This window comes from Paenibacillus sp. Marseille-Q7038 (genome assembly GCF_965111595.1).
On sequence record NZ_CBCOOM010000001.1, the window covers coordinates 187,720 to 205,266 of the forward strand.

The following is a 17,547-nucleotide window of genomic DNA, read 5'->3' on the forward strand; positions in this document are numbered from 1 at the left end:
TTTCATTGCAACCTATTTTACGTGTAGAAAACTTGAGGAAAAAATACGCAGGTCTAGATCGTCCTTGGTTATTTGAGCGGGTGACAGCAAACATTTATCCCAATGACCGAATTGCACTGCTTGGTGTATCTGGTCAAGGGAAGAGTACCTTGCTCCGCATTCTGTCGAGATTGGACATTCATGACGATGGTATCTTGGAGTACAGCGGTGTTTCATATGAACAAATGGACCCGAGGGAGTGGAGGACACATATTGGTTATGTAGCGCAGCAGGCAGTGATGCTCGAAGGAACAGTGGAGGACAATCTTCGGCTTTATAGCTCACTGCATCAGAAAACCTACAATGAAGAACTGGCTCATTTTTTGCTAGAGAAGGTGGGTCTGTCGGGTCTCGATCTTACTCAAAATGCAAAAAGTTTGTCTGGTGGGGAGAAACAGCGTATTGCGCTTGTGCGATCTTTATTGATGCAACCTGAGGTACTGCTGCTGGATGAGATTACGGCTTCGCTGGATCAAGGAAGTAAGAAAAGAGTAGAAGAAATTCTTCACGATTGGGCGGAGATTCATCAAACCGCGATGATCTGGGTTACTCACGATTTGGAGCAAGCTAGACAGGTTTCAAATCGGGTATGGTTTATGGCCCAGGGAACACTTCTTCATGACCTAGCTTCTACTGAATTTTTTGAGAATTTGGCAGATGAAGAGATTGCCCGGTTTCTGAATGCAGCAGGGGAAGGCAGGAACACATAAATGTCGATTGTAGCACTTAGTTTCACTCTTATCTTTGTTATAATTACCATGCTTGTTTCGGTATGGCAAAAGGTCGGTCTAGAAAAAGAAATTGCTATTGGAACCATTCGCTCTGCTATACAGCTGTTGCTCGTCGGGTATATTTTGCAATATGTTTTTAACACCAAAAATCCCTTGCTCCTGTTGCTCATTATTTCAATCATGATCCTCGTTGCTTCTTATAATGCATCAAAGAGAGCGAAAGGGATAACAGGGATTGTCTGGCGGATCTATGTATCGATTGCACTCACGGAGCTGCTGATGATGGCACTCGTGCTCGGTCTAGGTATCGTTGAGGTGTCTCCGCGTTTCATTATACCCATCAGCGGGATGACCATCGGGAATGCGATGGTGGTAGCCGGGTTATTCTTAAACCGAATGAAGGAAGAAGTACATTCATCAAGACCCGAGATCGAAACCTTACTCGCGCTAGGGGCAACAGCCAAGCAGGCTGTACATCTTCAATTGAAAAAAGCAGTGAAATCAAGCATGATTCCTACCATAGATAGTATGAAGACGGTAGGGATTGTTCAGCTTCCCGGTATGATGACCGGGATGATTATAGCGGGTGCAGACCCAGTAGAAGCAGTAAAGTATCAGATACTTATTGTATTTGCTTTTACAAGTTCTGCGGCAATTACGGCGATTACGTTGGCACTACTCAGCTATAAATTGTGGTTTACAGATGATCTAAGAGTCAAGGGAATTTGAAGCTTGACTCTTCTTTAAAGTTTTGATAAATTATATATAGTTAATGTTCCCTGATAGCTCAGTTGGTAGAGCACTCGACTGTTAATCGAGTTGTCACAGGTTCGAGCCCTGTTCGGGGAGCCATACTTTTGGAGAGATACCCAAGTGGCTATAAGGGGACCCTCTGCTAAGGGGTTAGACTGCGTAAGCGGTGCGAGGGTTCGAATCCCTCTCTCTCCGTTCGAAGTAAACATTGGAAAGCCCGAGAGGGCTTTTTTTTGTTGTCTGTATCTTATAATTGATGAGTTTTGTATTGTTATAAGAACAAGACGATACGGAAGTTTATAGAAAAGAGCGCATGGAATCCATGCGCTCTTTTTCATTACAACTACCGATTGTTCACGGGTAGATTTTTTAATTTTTGTTTAATGGCATAGGCAACGCCATGTTCTGTATTTTTTAAAGTAACCTCTTTAGCTATTTCCTTGATCTTGGGATTCGCATTACCCATAGCAACAGAATGATGGACCATGGACAACATCGACACATCGTTAAAGCTGTCCCCGATCGCCATCGTATCTTCCATGGATACTCCAAGACGAGATGCTAGTTTACTTAGCGCATTTCCTTTAGATGCTTCAGGATGTTCTACCTCAAAATTATGATCTGCGGAAATGACCATCGCTACATTCTCGTCGTGCCGAAATTGCGCACGGCCTTTCTCCAGTTTTTCATGATCAAAAGAAAGAGAAAGGATATTGTAAATTTCGGCACTTTCCGGAATGTTACGATAACTCGGAATACGCACGATTCCCGTTTGTTCATATTGTTTCTCTGCGAGCCTTAGCAAACGATCCATACTTTCCTCTGGGTTTGCACTAAGGGCGCGGTCAATTTCGATAGACATGAGTTGATGTCCCTGATTGGGAGAATAGATTGCCTGATCCGTGAGCACTTCATAATAAAATTCGTTCGCTTCCAGCCATTCGAGTATGCCAAACGCGATATTTCGATCCATAGGAATGGATTCGATTTTATTTTCATTTTCATCGTGGGTAGTAGCTCCGTTAGCTGCAATAACGGGTGTAACAAGTCCAGCCTTTTTACAGATGGCTCTTACATCAGCATGGGCTCTTCCTGTAGCGATAACCACATGGATCCCGTTATTTTGGGCCGAACGGATCGCATCCGCATTTTCGGAACTAATCTGACTTTCGGTATTAAGCAGTGTTCCATCTAAATCAATCGCAATAAGTTTAATCATTATAAATCCTCCTGTTCTTCAGTAGAATCCGGCACTAAAACTTCCACTTGATGTTGTCCAAAAAAATCCATCATGGCTGTGCTCGGAAGTTGATCTGTGATAATAACATCAACTAGAGACCAGTCTGCAAATCGGTAGAAATAATTTCGACCAAATTTAGAATGATCTGCAAGAACGATGACCATTTCGGCTTGCTCCATCATCTTACGTTTTACTTTTCCTTCTTCATCATCTGCGCTGAGTCCGTCTGTAGTAATTCCGCCGACACCAATAAATGCTTTCTCAACATAATAATTAGATAGAGCTTCGATCACAGAAGATCCATAAACATAGCGATGTTCCTTATGAAGAATACCGCCCAGAAGTCTGATATGGATCGAGTCCTTTTCGGATAGTAAATCAGCTGAGTTGATGGAGTTCGTAATCACGGTGCAATGATCGGCATGTAAAAATTCAGCGCAGGCTTGAACAGTGGTAGAAGAGTCAAGAATGATACGGTCACCTTTGCGAACCAGAGCGGCAGCAAGTTTCCCGATTTTTTTCTTTTCTTCGGATACAATGACAAGTCGATCTTTATAATTTTTGAATTCCTGAATCGGGGAGGGGAGAAGCGCGCCTCCGCGAGTACGGACAATAAGGTCTTGTTCTTCGAGCTTAATGAGATCACGTCTAGCTGTATCTCTAGATACATCGAACTGATGACAAATTTCTTCAATAGAAATTCGTCCTGCGTTAGCAAGGTGATCCATAATAAGTTGCATTCGTTCTTCCTGATACAATTTGGAGACCTCCTAATATTATGCATCAATATAAGTAATTTTAATGTTTTATAAGTCAAAATGCAATATTTAAAAGAATAATACTTATATGATGAGGCTAAAACTCCATTTATATAAGGGAATATAAGTTTTTTATTTTATGATAAAAAAAATTGAAAAAGGGGTTGTCATGGCTATTTATATTATGTTATACTCTATCTTGCTGCTGAAGAGCGCAGGATGTTAATAAGGCCCGTTGGTCAAGGGGTTAAGACACCTCCCTTTCACGGAGGTAACAGGGGTTCGAATCCCCTACGGGTCACTTTTTCTCTTAATGATTTATGAAGAAACCAATCCGTGTTATGGCAAATAACATCATGGAACTTCTCATCAAGAGCCATTAGCTCAGTTGGTAGAGCACCTGACTTTTAATCAGGGTGTCGAAGGTTCGAGCCCTTCATGGCTCACCAGTTATAATTTTATATGCGGTCGTGGTGGAATGGCAGACACGCTACCTTGAGGGGGTAGTGGGTGTATACCCGTGGAGGTTCGAGTCCTCTCGACCGCATCATATTGAAGAAGAGCCTTATGCTATTGCATAAGGCTCTTCTTTTTATGTCTTCTTATAGATTCGCATAGTAAGAGGAAGAATTGAGTATAAAAAAAGGACTGTTTCTGGAACCGAATGAAGTACGGGCCAAGAAAAGTCCTTTTAGATAGAATAATATTGATTTATATTGAAATGAAATTTACTCAAAATAATACATAAACCCAATTGCACCGACACCTGTATGTGTACTGATAATAGGTGAGGTATAGCTGATCTCTACATCTTCATAACCAGTAAGCTCGTGAATTAAATCTTTCAGCTGAGATGCCAATTTAAAATTTTCAGCATGGGCGATTCCGACTTTGTGGATCGTTTTTCCTTTCACATCTTCAGCAAACTGCTTGGCCAGATGTCTTGCGATCTGAGCTTGGCTTCTAAGATTGACAACGGGAGTATACTTACCGTCAACAAGAGAAGCAACAGGTTTGATATGCAGGAGGGAGCCGATCAGCGCTTTCCCTTTACCGATTCGTCCACCTTTTACCAAGTTATCAAGTGTATCTACCGCAACAAACAGTTTGGTATTTTTTCTGACCTCTTCTATTTTACTTATGATTTCTTCAACTGTCTTGCCTTGCTCCGCCATTGTAGCAGCTTCGACTACTTGATAAGCGAGTGCTTTGGATGTGAATTGGGAATCGATGACGGTTACTTTAGCATCTGACATGTCGGCAGCCATTTGCGCTGAACGTACAGTGCCGCTCATGCCTCCGGTCATATGAATGGATATGATCTCGTATCCTTCTTCATGAAACCGGTTATATCTTTCTAAAAATTCGCCGGCAGCCGGCTGAGAACTCTTAGGAAGTTCATCACTTTGGATCATTTTTTGAATGAATTCTTCAGGTGTAATATCTATTTGGTCAAGATAGGTTTCGCCTTTAATGGTAAAAGAAAGAGGCACCACTTCAATACCGTATCTTTGAATGACGGAACGGTCGAGATCTAGTGTAGAGTCCGTCACAATTTTAATTTTACTCATTTGTTCACTCCTTCATAAATAGAGGCCATCATATAAAGGATAACGCATTTTTCTCGTATTCACCAGTGACAGATATAACTATATAAAGCATCCACAGTAAGTACAAATATCGGACGAAGGGTGTGCATGTTGTATGTTATAATATGAAATTAAAACCTGAGTTAGATGACTTGCTAGTCTACGGATTGCTGGACTTTAATATTATGATGGCTTCATGGAAGGCGGTCTTATATGCATTCGATTTACGAGCGAATTGAGCATTTAATTATGAAAAAAGGGATGACCAAAAAAGCATTTTGTGAGGAATTAAAAATAAGCACGGGTAATCTAGGAGATTGGAAACGGGGAAAATCAACTCCGAGTACAACGAAACTAATTGAGATTGCTACTTTTTTTCAAGTGAGTTTGGATTGGATCATGCTTGGCAAGTTTGATGAAGAGATTAGAGAGCAGAAAACTGCTTATAGTATGGGAAATTGTGATCTGAATATAAACGTAGGGGATTTAACTACGGAAGAGCAGGCTTTCATTAGAGAGTATATTGAATTCACAAAATATCGTAAAAGAAAATGAGCAGGCCTTTACGCCGGGAAAGTTCCTGAGAAGGATAACAGAAGATAACGGATTACATAAGAACACTTAAATAGTTATTACATGCAGACCATGATCTTAGAGATCATGGTCTGGTTTGCTTTTCATACTTTTCTGAAAAGTGAAAGTTATTCCCTTTAGATTAGTCAGTGATTTCATTTGTCTCCGATCCAGATGAAATAATATCATTCCTCTTGTATCGAATATCCCTCTCATACCATTATTCTTTGTTAAAGACGTTCCGCCATATCGCATGAGTTTGCTGCGTTCCTTCCGTCTCACGCTCTTTCCATTACTTCAGAAGTTAGGATGGAAATAGCTTTGGGCAAATGAGCTCAACCTTTTAGCAGTGCATTCCGGTTTTTATGTAAGTTATACTAACACTAAATTAGCTTTTTTTTCAGTTCAGTTCTTTATTTTTGTTGTTATGCACCATATAACTAGGCATAGAATAAAAATATGTAAGGTATATTGACACATGAAGTTTCATCCCTCTATAATGTGAGATACCAAACATTAATGGAAAAACAGGAAATAAATGTTCGGGTTCGACTAACTGAATAAAGGGGATGGGGTTCATGTTGATGCGAAAGTTCGGTAAGTGGTTTCCTGTGTTGCTAACAGGTGTGATTATGTTGTCCGGTTGTGTATCCGGGGGAGAAGGTCCAGCTGCACAACCGTCTGCTACGGAGGGCAGTGGTACGGTAAGTGCTTCAAATGGTGACACGATTAAGGTAGGGATTCTGCACTCTCTCAGCGGAACGATGTCGATTAGTGAAGTATCAGTTAAAGATGCGGAAATGCTTGCTATTGAAGAGATCAATGCAGCAGGCGGGGTACTTGGAAAACAAATCGAGCCTGTTATTGAAGATGGTGCTTCGGATTGGCCGACTTTTGCAGAAAAAGCAGGGAAACTGCTGCAGCAAGATCAAGTAGCTGCGGTGTTTGGTGGATGGACATCGGCAAGCCGAAAAGCGATGCTGCCTGTTTTTGAACAAAATAATGGACTATTATTCTATCCCGTACAATATGAAGGACTTGAATCCTCCCCGAACATTTTCTATACCGGAGCAACAACCAATCAGCAAATTGTTCCTTCCGTAAGCTGGCTGCTTGAGAATCGTGGCAAGAAATTCTTCCTGCTGGGTTCGGATTACGTTTTCCCTAAAACAGCGAACAAAGTCATTCAGGCACAGCTTGAGGCAGAAGGGGGCGAAGTGGTTGGAGAAGAATATACTCCCCTTGGTCATACGGATTACAGCACAATTATCAACAAAATCAAAGCCGCAAAACCAGATGTTGTCTATAACACGCTGAATGGAGATAGCAATGTCGCCTTCTTCAAACAACTAAAAGACGCGGGGATTACATCTCAAGATTTAACAACCTTGTCTGTCAGTGTAGCTGAAGAGGAAATTCGTGGTATTGGTGCGGATGTGCTCGCAGGTCATTTAGCAGCTTGGAACTATTACCAAACAACGGACACACCGGAGAATACAAAATTCACGGCTGCTTATAAAGCGAAATACGGAGCCGACCGAGTTACTGCTGATCCTATTGAAGCCGGATATACTGCCGTTTATTTATGGAAAGCAGCCGTTGAAAAAGCAGGATCTACTGATGTAGCTAAAGTGAAAGAGGCAGCTAAAGGAATTGAATTCAATGCGCCTAGCGGCAAAGTGACTATTGATGGAGAGAACCAACATATTTACAAAACGGTACGTATAGGCGAAGTCCAGTCCAATGGACAGTTCAAAGAACTCTGGAACTCAGGTAAGCCTGTGAAGCCTGATCCGTATCTGGAAACCTATGAATGGGGAAAATCACTTGGCGCTAAATAACTTGTTTCTACTATAGATAGAACGGAAGGGAGGCGGCATAATCGATGGATATGTTTTTGCTGCAAGCTTTTAACGGCTTGAGTGTAAGTTCCATTCTGCTTCTGATTGCACTCGGCCTCGCCGTAACCTTTGGACTGATGAATATTATCAATATGGCGCATGGCGAGATGATCATGATCGGTGCTTATGCCACGTATGTAACACAAAATTTATTTATCTCCTACATGCCCTCGTCTTGGTTTAGTACGTACTATCTTGTTGCGCTTCCCGCTTCGTTCCTCCTTGCCGCGGGGATCGGCTGGCTGCTTGAAGTGCTTCTGATCCGCCATTTATACGGAAGGCCCTTGGATAGTTTGCTTGCAACTTGGGGAGTGGGAATGATTTTGCAACAACTGGCAAGGACGATTTTTGGTGCCCCGAATGTCGGGGTGACCAGTCCTTCCTGGCTTAATGGAGGAATGATGGTTACGGAAAGCATCACACTTCCTTATACACGGTTATTCATTATTTTACTGGTCGCTGTCGTACTGTTCTGCATGTACATCTATATTTATAAAACAGCAGCAGGACGCCGGATGCGTGCTGTTATGCAGAATCGTAATATGGCAGGCTGCCTTGGGATCTCTACTCGCCGCGTTGATGGGCTTACCTTTGCCATTGGTTCCGGTATTGCGGGAGTCGCAGGGTGCGCACTTACTTTGCTTGGCCCCATCGGACCATCAATTGGTACCTATTACATCGTAGATGCTTTTATGGTTGTTGTTCTAGGCGGGGTAGGGAAACTGATTGGTACTGTGACAGGGGCGCTCGGAATAGGAGTCTTCAATACCTTATTTGAGACGTACACAAGCGCATCCATTGGTAAAGTTCTGGTATTTGCATGCATCGTTGCTTTCCTTCAATGGAAACCGAGAGGGCTCGTGGCACTTCGTTCACGGAGTTTAGACTAGAGGGGGGACTTAAGGATGCCGTTTATAAATAGACTGGGAACACGGGGGCAACGAATTGCCTGGGGAGTAGTGCTGATTCTGATGAGTCTCGCACCGCTCATATCCACAGAATTTCGGTTAAGCTTGCTTGCAAAATTTCTTGCTTTAGCGATCCTTGCCATTGGACTTGATCTGATCTGGGGTTACGGAGGAGTGCTGAGTTTAGGACATGGAGTATTTTTTGGGCTTGGGGCTTATGCCATGGCGATGTATTTGAAATTACAAGCCAGCGGGCCGGCGCTGCCTGATTTCATGGTATGGAATAGTGTGACGGAACTTCCGTGGTTTTGGGCGATTTTTCGATCTTTCCCTGCTGCGTTTCTACTTGGAATCTTATTACCTGGTTTACTTGCTTTTTTGCTTGGAATATTCACCTTTCGAAATCGAATTACCGGTGTATATTTCACCATATTAACGCAGGCGCTAGTCATGATCATGGTAACACTGTTTGTAGGAAAACAGGAATGGACAGGAGGAACCAATGGGTTAACGGGATATCATCACATTTTTGGGATGGAGCTTCATCGTCCATCAACGACCATTATACTCTATTATGTAACGCTTCTGATTCTAGTCTTGACTTACGTGCTCTGCAAACGAGTCGTGCGCAGCAGGTTTGGTCAAGTGCTTGAAGCTGCCAGAGATGGCGAGAATAGAGTTCGATTTCTCGGATATGATCCTGCGTGGTACAAAACAATGGCGTTTACCTTGTCTGGTGCGCTTGCAGGACTCGCAGGGATGCTGTTTGTCCTTCAGGTTGGCATTATCTCCCCTTCGATGATGGGAATTGTACCCTCGATTGAAATGGTGTTATGGGTTGCACTTGGGGGCCGGGGAACGCTGGTTGGAGCTATGATCGGGGCTGTAGTGCTGAATGCGGCAAAAACAGGAATTAGCGAAGCGTATCCAGAAGGATGGCTTTTCGTTATGGGTGGTCTATTTGTAGCTATCGTATTATTCATGCCTAAAGGTCTTGTTGGTGTATATCACAGTGTAACCGGCATGTGGGTCCGAAAAGGAGGTGTACGAGATGGTCAGTCCGTCCGTAAACGTAAGCATAAGCAAGCAACTTCCTAATGAACAGATCGTACTCACGGTTCAAGATATCACGGTTTCTTTCTCTGGATTTGTTGCGGTACGTAATATGAATTTATCCTTAAAACAGCGAGAACTTCATTTCTTGATCGGTCCAAATGGAGCTGGCAAAACAACGATGCTTGATGTGATCTGCGGAAAAACCAAACCTGTATCAGGTCAAGTTCTTCTTCCGGATGGGACAGATCTCATTTCTAAAAAAGAACATCAGGTCGCAAGACTCGGTATTGGCCGTAAGTTTCAAGCGCCTTCTGTATTTGGGGGGCTCACAGTACATGAGAATTTAGAGATCGCACTGAATCCTAATAAAAATGTATTCTCCACGCTTCGTAAACGGCGAGGGGGATGTCTCACAAGAGAAATGAAAGAAGTGGTGGAACAGATTGGTCTAGGACAACGCTTGAATCTTAGGGCGGGCTCTTTATCCCATGGGGAAAAGCAGTGGCTTGAAATTGGAATGCTTTTGCTTCAAAAGCCTGAAGTGCTGCTGCTTGATGAACCTGTTGCAGGTATGACAGATGAAGAAACGAATAAGACGGGGATTCTGTTAACGGAGATTGCAAAAGAGCGATCTGTAGTTGTGGTGGAACATGATATGGAATTTGTTAGACAGTATGCGCAGAAGGTCACCGTCATGCATGAAGGAACACTGCTCACTGAAGGAACAATGCAGGAGGTTCAGCAGAATCCAGTAGTTGCCGAAGTGTATTTGGGCAAAAGGAGGGAAAAGGATGCTGTTACTGAAGGGGATTGAATCCGGATACGGGGAAAGTATGGTGCTTCGTCAGGTGCATCTCGATATAAAGCCAGGTCAGGTTGTATGTTTAATGGGTCGCAACGGAGTGGGAAAATCGACACTGCTACGAACCCTAATGGGTATTCTGAAGGTGCGAAAAGGCAGTATTCATTGGGATGGAAAAGAAGTAACGAAGTGGGATTCAGCCAAACGTGCTAGGGGCGGAATCGGCTATGTTCCCCAAGGAAGGGATGTTTTTCCGCAGATGAGCGTCAGAGAAAACCTACTGCTTGGACTTGAAACGGCTCCTAGAGGAACAAAAACGATTCCAGCAGATGTACTCGAAATGTTTCCTGTGCTGCAGACGATGATGAATAGACAGGGCGGCGATCTAAGCGGTGGTCAACAACAGCAGCTTGCCTTCGCCAGAGCGCTTGCTCCAAGGCCGCGATTATTGCTGCTGGATGAACCGACAGAAGGGATTCAGCCGTCCATTGTAGACGACATTCGCGATGTTATTATTCAGATTAAGAATCAGGGAGATACAGCAATTTTACTTGTGGAACAAAGTGAAGAATTCGTTCGAAGCGTGGCGGATTATATCTATGTAATGGATAAAGGTGCTATAGCGATGCATGGGAAACCGGAAGAACTCGATCTTGCCAGCTTCGAACATTATCTTACGGTTTAATGAAGGAGTTTTAATGTTGTGATGAATATCGTGCTTCTCTAAGCAGCTCTGCCTTGTTCGGGTGAACAAAGCAGAGCTGCTTGTTTAGGATTCATCTAGAAATTGAGAATACTGAGGATACACTCTTCTTATACAATCAGGACATATATCGTGTGTAAATTCGGCGTGTGTATTTTTTTCCACAAAACGCTCAACGGGATTCCATTCATCCTCATCATCTCGAATTCGTTTGCATACAGCGCAGATGGGCAGCATACCCCGAAGGGTTTTGATCTGAGAAGAAGCATGGCTGAGATGGGTTTCCATGGTTTTGAAAGGGGTGATGTCATAATACGAAATGAGGAGACCGATGAAATCGGGCTGAAGAGAAGTTTTGTATAGGGCAGCTTCTAACCAAAACCATGAATACCCTTGATCTGTAAGGGTGCTTAATTCGCAGGTATAGCCGGTTGTATGTCGCTCCAATACTTTTTGTAGATTAAGAATAATGAGCTGTATATTATGTATGCAGGTTCCTGGGATTTCGCTAAGGACCTTGTAATAATCCATCTTTAGATAGCTCTCTGCAGGATAGGGGAGAAGCTCAGAAATTTTGGTGAGCCATGTTTGATTGTATGAAGAAATATGTCCTTCTTCATTAATTATTACCGTCGCAGAACGAAATTGATTGTAGGAATCTTCGAGTGTAAGCGGGTTTGCTTCAGACAATGGCAGTCTCTCCCTATTAAATATTTCGTTCTTGAAAAAAGAATAAAGAAGGAGTTTTCTTCTTTGTTTTTCCAGAAAAGTATGATTATATTATATACGTTATTACGTCATCTAACAATGATGAATAACTTACATACGTCTTTCTTTTCCGACAATATCGACGATACATGAGGAAAAACACGCCGGAATGGATAGTCGGCGTGTTTTGGGGATGAGTACGGAGAGGGGTTTCTTAATACGAGGTGAGTTTCGATGGAACTCTGGATGCCTTTGTTACTCCTTCATTGAAAGGAAAGTTAGGAATAAGGGGTTGTATGGTGAATCGAGAGCGATGAAATACAGAGGCATCAGACAGATCTATTTTGTTCCATTCCTGATCCAAATGATCTCCTAATGTCTTGCGTAGTTGTTCAAGTTCGTTTGGTTCCGTAGAGAGAAGTTGAGTAGCGTGGAGGAAGCACGCATTCTTGGCAGCGTGGAGATAACCGGATACGGCGTTTAATAGGGGGACACCAAGCTGGTGATTAATCCAAGCATGTACGACAGGTAAGGAAATGACAGCGCCATACTGTTCGGCGGCTTTCTCAAGTGGAGAGAAGTCCATCCATGGATGCAGTGCTTTGGATAACTTGATAAGTCGTTTTCCTGTTGCTCTTGATGAATTCCGTTTATCGGCAGGGAAGTGCTGAACATGAAGCATCTTATCGATAAGTGCTATTCTCCAGTAATCTTGCTTAGCAGAGGCGGTGTATGTTCCCTTGATGGCGAGACCTTCGATTCGGATGAGATTAGGGTAAAGTTCGAGACGCATAAACGTCTCCAGATCCTGCGAAGTACGGATCACTCCTTTCTCAATCTTTGACTTAAGTCCGAAGGAGTGAGAAAACCCTCCTACTTGAAGTGAGGAATCAAGCAGTTTTACGTAGTCGAGCAGCTTATTTCCTCGGTTCATTCGGTTCGCCTCCCTGAATTATCGTGATAATGGAAATTGATCAGAGTAGAGATTGATTACGGTGTTATATTTGTGTGATATTATTAAGATTCCGTTGTATTTGATACCTATTTTGACATACAAAAACCGGTAAAGTCAACAAAAATCTGTTATTTTTCAATAATGTGTTATGTAAATTAACATCAATTTAACGTAAAGTGGGTATTTTTGAGTGCCTGTTTTTTGTTTTTATCATGTAAAAAAATATTTTTTATTTTCATCTTTACAACACATAGGTTTATGTGTATAATATATTTTGTTGGCACGAAAATATTGCTGATAAACAAGTTGCGCGGTCGTGGTGGAATGGCAGACACGCTACCTTGAGGGGGTAGTGGGTGTATACCCGTGGAGGTTCGAGTCCTCTCGACCGCATAAAACAAAAAGAGACCTTGAAGTCATGACTTCAAGGTCTCTTTTTTGTGCTCTTATCACTTAAGTGATAAGAGCTTCGCGATATCAGCTTCAATCTTGTCCGGGGTCGTCTGTGGACTGTATCTTTTTACAATGTGACCTTCTTGATCCACAAGAAATTTAGTGAAGTTCCATTTAATCGCTTTCGATCCTAAAATACCAGGTGCCTTGCTAGTTAAATATTTGAAGAGGGGATGAGCTTCCTCGCCGTTCACATTTACTTTCTCGAACATAGGGAAACTGACACTGTAATTCATCTGACAAAATTCAGCGATGTCATCGCTTGTCCCTGGCTCTTGATGAGCGAATTGATTACTTGGAAAACCGAGCACTTCAAAAGACTGTTGATTGAATTTGTCATAGAGTTCTTGCAGTCCTTTGAATTGTGGTGATAGTCCACATTTGCTGGCGGTATTAACGATAAGCATAGCTTTACCTTTGTAAGCTGACATGTTAAGCTCTTGACCTTTCAGGGTGCTGACATTGAAATCATATATGGACATAGATTGACCCACCGCCTCGTCTTTTTCTTCTCATTATAAGAGAATGGATAAGGGTTTTACAATATTTTCTACAATTAAATTTTAAACAATTAATATAGGAAGTTAAACAATACGCAGGAAGTTTATATCTTGTCTTCTCTAGGTTTAATGAAAGTGTGTGAAATACAGAGATACGAAGAGATTAGAGGAAATGGAAGCTTTATTGTTTCGTGTTTTGAGTGAATTAAGGGGATTATGGCTTAATATTGGCTGAAGTGAACTTTTGAGTACCTTTACACCATTTCGCTTCGGGTGTATGATTCATATCGTAAATCTTGAGCGCAAAGAAAGACGAGTTACATTTTATAAAACAATAGAAATTCTCATTACTATGCTTGCTGAATTTTCGTCTGATTTATTCAAACGAAAAACGGGGGAACCAATGATAGCAGGGCTGATTGAATCGGTGTGAGAACTGATTCAGGAACTTTGTTGGGGTGAATCTTTTGAAGTGGAATGGCATTTGCCATTCGGTGGATAAGGAAGGGCGGCTCTCACCGTCCGAATCCGACAGCTAACCTCGTAAGCTAATAATTTGAGAGAGGAATGATGAATCTTGTGATCGTTTATCGACCGCAGGGGCGCTAACCCTCTGTGGTTTTTTATTGTTTTCTACGCTGAATTTTTAGATTCATCTATTTATTTTTCGGTGGATCTTTTATAAAAACGGGGGAACCAAACGGGAATGAACATTCGAAAGATTGTTTATTCCAAGGGGTGAATTTCCGGGTCGTCAGACCGGGAATAGGGCAACTCTCTCTTGTCCGAATCCGGCAGCTAACCTCGTAAGCGTATATAGGGAGAGGCAGCAGAACCGTGAGCACCCGAGAGGGTAATCAGGAATTTTCGTGATTCCTTATATTCCTATTCGGGTGGGAGAGCGCCGGCATGCCTTCATGATGTAAATGGTGTTCTTTTTTTGTTGTCTTTTCAATCATAGGGAGGCTTACACAATGAATAATGAAATCATTCTGGTTACTGCACCTAATGAAGCAGCTCGAAATTTTATTCGGTTATTAATGTACAAAAAGCTATCCTTTGCTGTTCTCACGAATAGCGCACAGGAAGAAAAACAGGTTAGACGACTTGGAGTGCAGCATATTATCCGAATGGATACTGCTTTTGCTCATAAATGGGCGTTGCCTAATGCAACAGTAGGGCGGATATTTTTGTTTGAAAACAGCATGAATTTAACCTGTCGCTTTCTACAAATATGCAGACCATGGACTCAAAAACCGATAACGATCATTACTCAACAGAATCATCCTCGCGGTGTATACCGGGGGATGGGAGCGAATCATATCGTTTTCACAATCAAGGGTGAAGTCGGGTTCTTGTTGAACGAAGAGCGAGCTGCTGTTAATTAGAATGTTTTTCGATTGAAATGATAAATGTAAAAGTTATTTTGCATCTATGATGTAGTAGGGTGGGCATCCCTGCTATGATTGCGGAACAAATCTTGCATTGCTATAATGGTCAAATAAGATGCACATAGTGTGAGACTCATGATCATCATGGGTCTTTTTTATATGGAAGATCATTGTAACTTGAAAGGTTGAGGCAGTAGATGGGAATGTGGTCTGACGTGAAGTGGCTTTTTTTTGATGTAGGGGACACGCTTGTCGATGAATGGATACCCGTGGACCATATTATGAATCAGTTTGTAGAGCGTGCTGCAGATCGAGGTTATTCAATAACGATTGAGGATGTTAGGGGGAAGTTTATCGAAAGTTACTCTACATTTATTGATTCCCCTATGCAGTATGCCATCTCTCGGTTGATTGCGAAGGAAGAGGATCGGGCTTATATTCGGCCTAAGTTGAAATTCCGTAAAGAACTTGAAGTCCCTTATCCAGAAGCTAAAAAAATTCTAGCTCAGCTCGGAGAACATTACCAAATTGGCATTATTGCGAATCAGAGTCCAGGTACAGCTGAACGGCTTCAGCAATATGGCCTTAGTTCCTATGTTGATGTTATCGCCTGCTCCGCAGAACAAGGACTAGCTAAACCGGACGTAAGACTGTATGAATATGCTTTGCAAAAAGCAGGCTGTGCTCCTTCGGAAGCAATAATGATTGGTGATCGTATTGATAACGATATTGTTCCTGCTAAATTACTCGGGATGAAAACAATCCGAATTTTACAAGGGTATGGAAGATACCAACCCTCTGCAAGCGCAAGTGATACGCCGGATTATACCATATCCAGTTTAGATGAATTAATATCACTGCTTTTATAATTCTAAATTGAAAAAGAATTTAAAAAAATAGTCTGCACAGTAGAACAACTCTGTGCAGACTATTTTTTATGCTTAGAAAAGGGTTAATGCGAGCAGACATACATTTAAAATAACAATAATGCCTGCAATGGTCCAAGATAAGATGCTTAGCCATTTTTTATTGACGAATTCGCCCATCATTTTTTTGCTGCTTGTAAACATGACAAGTGGAATGACGGCAAAAGGAAGCTGTAACGATAAAATGACTTGGCTCAGAATTAGCAGATCGGTGGTGCCTTTCTCACCTGCAATCGCCGTAACAATGACAGCAGGGATGATGGCAATAAGCCGGGTCGCCAGTCGTCTTAGCCATGCGGGCAATCTGATATTAAGGAAACCTTCCATTACAATCTGACCGGACAGTGTGCCGGTAAGTGTTGAGTTTTGCCCTGAAGCTAGCAGTGCAATCCCGAATAAAATACTGGCCATCGTCGTTCCCAGAAGCGGGGTAAGCAGATGATATGCATCCGTTATATCTGCTACATCAAACATCCCTGCTTGGTGAAACGCAGCTGCCGAGACCACGAGGATCGCGCCATTAATAAACATGGCAATCGTCAGTGCGATGGTCGAATCGATCGTCGTATAATGGATTGCTTCTTTTTTGGCTTTGACCGTATTTTCAATCTTACGTGACTTCACGATAGAAGAATGGAGATATAGATTATGCGGCATAACTGTTGCTCCAAGGATACCAATTGCTATATAGAGCATTTCAGGATTACGCAGCACCTCGGCATCGGGAACGAGACCTTGCATAATACCGGAACTGCTGGGATGCGCCATAAACAAATCGATCCCAAAACAAACTGCGATGGTTCCCATTAAGACGATGACGATACTTTCTAAAGTCCGAACTCCTCTATTCTGCAGTAGCAGAATTAGAAGAACATCGACGGCTGTAATTATAACCCCATACAAAATAGGGATTCCAAACAATAAATTGAGTGCAATGGCTGAACCGATGACTTCTGCAAGATCCGTAGCTGCAATGGCTAATTCTGCGAGAACCCAGAGTACTGCAACAACTGCGGGGCTGAAACGTTCACGGCATGCTTGTGCAAGGTCTTTACCTGTAACAAGGCCAAGTTTGCCTGAGAGTGTCTGGAGTACAACGGCCATGAGATTAGATAGGACGATGACAAACAGCAGGCGATAACCAAACTGGGATCCGCCTGCAATATCTGTTGCCCAGTTCCCTGGGTCCATGTAACCAACCGCGACAAGGAAGCCGGGGCCGGTAAAAGCAAGTAGCTTACGTAACCAGGATGCGTCTGTAGGCACCGTAAGAGAACCCGTATAACTTCCATCTCCGGATTCTGCTCCAGATAGAGAGTACATTGAATTTGGTTTTTTTGTTTTTTAGAAAAACTCATAAGATGTCACCTGTTTCTATTGAAAATGAAAATTACAGAAAATTTAAATATTTTTCAGAAAATATCTAGTGCTTACAAAATATATTGTACTACTTCAATTTTATTTGTCTAGTGCAACATTTGTGTACCAGTAAAATAAATTATTTAATGCGGTACATGTTCATTTTTACATATAAACGTAAATTAATATTTTGAATACACAA

At 42.3% G+C, this 17,547-nt stretch carries 17 protein-coding genes, 6 tRNA genes and 2 riboswitches; of the genes, 16 read left to right on the forward strand and 7 right to left on the reverse strand.

Translation table 11 applies throughout. The features are described from left to right. Window positions 1-5: 5 nt before the first annotated feature. From ACWPWY_RS00900 to ACWPWY_RS00915, 4 genes are all read left to right on the forward strand, one after another. Window positions 6-749, forward strand: coding sequence for an ABC transporter ATP-binding protein (locus ACWPWY_RS00900; RefSeq protein WP_454189976.1), 744 nt, complete (start codon window positions 6-8; stop codon window positions 747-749). Next, a complete protein-coding gene (locus ACWPWY_RS00905; protein ID WP_454189977.1) occupies window positions 750-1,499 on the forward strand; it encodes an ABC transporter permease in 750 nt (249 codons plus the stop codon). Window positions 1,500-1,546: 47 nt separating this feature from the next. After that, window positions 1,547-1,622 (forward strand) — tRNA-Asn (locus tag ACWPWY_RS00910). A 7-nt stretch (window positions 1,623-1,629) separates the two neighbouring features. Continuing rightward, window positions 1,630-1,718: transfer RNA gene (locus ACWPWY_RS00915), tRNA-Ser, on the forward strand. A 148-nt stretch (window positions 1,719-1,866) separates the two neighbouring features. Here the strand turns inward: ACWPWY_RS00915 and ACWPWY_RS00920 are convergent. Beyond that, window positions 1,867-2,739: a Cof-type HAD-IIB family hydrolase gene (locus ACWPWY_RS00920; RefSeq protein WP_454192753.1), complete on the reverse strand. Its 873-nt coding sequence runs from the start codon at window positions 2,737-2,739 to the stop codon at window positions 1,867-1,869. Window positions 2,740-2,741: 2 nt separating this feature from the next. Next, entirely contained in the window at window positions 2,742-3,521 is a 780-nt protein-coding gene (locus tag ACWPWY_RS00925) for a DeoR/GlpR family DNA-binding transcription regulator (protein ID WP_454189978.1), read from the reverse strand. 229 nt (window positions 3,522-3,750) lie between these two features. Between ACWPWY_RS00925 and ACWPWY_RS00930 the strand changes: the two genes are divergently transcribed. The 3 genes from ACWPWY_RS00930 to ACWPWY_RS00940 all read left to right on the forward strand — a co-directional run bounded on the left by ACWPWY_RS00930 (window position 3,751) and on the right by ACWPWY_RS00940 (window position 4,068). Continuing rightward, a tRNA-Glu gene (locus ACWPWY_RS00930) sits at window positions 3,751-3,822 on the forward strand. A gap of 72 nt (window positions 3,823-3,894) precedes the next feature. Further along, window positions 3,895-3,970, forward strand: a tRNA-Lys gene (locus ACWPWY_RS00935). A 15-nt stretch (window positions 3,971-3,985) separates the two neighbouring features. Continuing rightward, a tRNA-Leu gene (locus ACWPWY_RS00940) sits at window positions 3,986-4,068 on the forward strand. A gap of 181 nt (window positions 4,069-4,249) precedes the next feature. Here the strand turns inward: ACWPWY_RS00940 and ACWPWY_RS00945 are convergent. Beyond that, a complete protein-coding gene (locus ACWPWY_RS00945; protein WP_454189979.1) occupies window positions 4,250-5,092 on the reverse strand; it encodes a DegV family protein in 843 nt (280 codons plus the stop codon). Between the two features lie 231 nt (window positions 5,093-5,323). On the opposite strand from ACWPWY_RS00945, the gene ACWPWY_RS00950 reads away from it, so the two are divergent. From ACWPWY_RS00950 to urtE, 6 genes are all read left to right on the forward strand, one after another. Further along, window positions 5,324-5,665 carry a helix-turn-helix domain-containing protein gene (locus tag ACWPWY_RS00950; protein ID WP_454189980.1) on the forward strand — a complete coding sequence of 114 codons (342 nt, stop codon included), beginning with the start codon at window positions 5,324-5,326 and terminating at the stop codon, window positions 5,663-5,665. 596 nt (window positions 5,666-6,261) lie between these two features. Next, window positions 6,262-7,524, forward strand: coding sequence for an urea ABC transporter substrate-binding protein (urtA, locus tag ACWPWY_RS00955; RefSeq protein WP_454189981.1), 1,263 nt, complete (start codon window positions 6,262-6,264; stop codon window positions 7,522-7,524). 44 nt (window positions 7,525-7,568) lie between these two features. Next, window positions 7,569-8,474, forward strand: coding sequence for an urea ABC transporter permease subunit UrtB (gene urtB / locus ACWPWY_RS00960; protein WP_454189982.1), 906 nt, complete (start codon window positions 7,569-7,571; stop codon window positions 8,472-8,474). A gap of 15 nt (window positions 8,475-8,489) precedes the next feature. Continuing rightward, window positions 8,490-9,590 carry an urea ABC transporter permease subunit UrtC gene (urtC, locus tag ACWPWY_RS00965; protein ID WP_454189983.1) on the forward strand — a complete coding sequence of 367 codons (1,101 nt, stop codon included), beginning with the start codon at window positions 8,490-8,492 and terminating at the stop codon, window positions 9,588-9,590. After that, complete coding sequence (urtD, locus tag ACWPWY_RS00970) at window positions 9,544-10,362, forward strand: urea ABC transporter ATP-binding protein UrtD (RefSeq protein ID WP_454189984.1); 819 nt, start codon at window positions 9,544-9,546, stop codon at window positions 10,360-10,362. Before urtC ends, urtD begins: the two co-directional genes overlap by 47 nt. Beyond that, window positions 10,340-11,035, forward strand: a complete 696-nt coding sequence (urtE, locus tag ACWPWY_RS00975) for an urea ABC transporter ATP-binding subunit UrtE (RefSeq protein WP_454189985.1) — start codon at window positions 10,340-10,342, stop codon at window positions 11,033-11,035. The genes urtD and urtE overlap by 23 nt, the downstream gene beginning before the upstream one ends. An 84-nt stretch (window positions 11,036-11,119) precedes the next feature. Here the strand turns inward: urtE and ACWPWY_RS00980 are convergent, their stop codons facing one another. Both ACWPWY_RS00980 and ACWPWY_RS00985 read right to left on the reverse strand, forming a co-directional pair. Continuing rightward, entirely contained in the window at window positions 11,120-11,743 is a 624-nt protein-coding gene (locus ACWPWY_RS00980; protein ID WP_454189986.1) for a hypothetical protein, read from the reverse strand. A 232-nt stretch (window positions 11,744-11,975) separates the two neighbouring features. Beyond that, window positions 11,976-12,695 carry an urease accessory protein UreF gene (locus ACWPWY_RS00985; protein ID WP_454189987.1) on the reverse strand — a complete coding sequence of 240 codons (720 nt, stop codon included), beginning with the start codon at window positions 12,693-12,695 and terminating at the stop codon, window positions 11,976-11,978. A 331-nt stretch (window positions 12,696-13,026) separates the two neighbouring features. Between ACWPWY_RS00985 and ACWPWY_RS00990 the strand changes: the two genes are divergently transcribed. Then, window positions 13,027-13,109, forward strand: a tRNA-Leu gene (locus ACWPWY_RS00990). Window positions 13,110-13,165: 56 nt separating this feature from the next. On the opposite strand, the gene ACWPWY_RS00995 is transcribed toward ACWPWY_RS00990, so the two are convergent. Then, the gene (locus ACWPWY_RS00995) at window positions 13,166-13,651 is read right to left on the reverse strand and encodes a glutathione peroxidase (protein ID WP_454189988.1); all 486 of its coding nucleotides are present in this window, start codon (window positions 13,649-13,651) and stop codon (window positions 13,166-13,168) included. Window positions 13,652-14,016: 365 nt separating this feature from the next. Then, window positions 14,017-14,235: riboswitch (cyclic di-AMP (ydaO/yuaA leader) on the forward strand. A gap of 92 nt (window positions 14,236-14,327) precedes the next feature. After that, window positions 14,328-14,498, forward strand: a riboswitch (cyclic di-AMP (ydaO/yuaA leader). A 145-nt stretch (window positions 14,499-14,643) separates the two neighbouring features. On the opposite strand from ACWPWY_RS00995, the gene ACWPWY_RS01000 reads away from it, so the two are divergent. Both ACWPWY_RS01000 and ACWPWY_RS01005 read left to right on the forward strand, forming a co-directional pair. Next, the gene (locus tag ACWPWY_RS01000; protein ID WP_454189989.1) at window positions 14,644-15,057 is read left to right on the forward strand and encodes a hypothetical protein; all 414 of its coding nucleotides are present in this window, start codon (window positions 14,644-14,646) and stop codon (window positions 15,055-15,057) included. A gap of 200 nt (window positions 15,058-15,257) precedes the next feature. Beyond that, complete coding sequence (locus ACWPWY_RS01005) at window positions 15,258-15,929, forward strand: HAD family hydrolase (protein WP_454189990.1); 672 nt, start codon at window positions 15,258-15,260, stop codon at window positions 15,927-15,929. 72 nt (window positions 15,930-16,001) lie between these two features. Here ACWPWY_RS01005 and ACWPWY_RS01010 read toward each other — a convergent pair whose 3' ends face one another. Then, the gene (locus ACWPWY_RS01010) at window positions 16,002-17,309 is read right to left on the reverse strand and encodes an Nramp family divalent metal transporter (protein WP_454189991.1); all 1,308 of its coding nucleotides are present in this window, start codon (window positions 17,307-17,309) and stop codon (window positions 16,002-16,004) included. Between the last annotated feature and the right edge of the window lie 238 nt (window positions 17,310-17,547).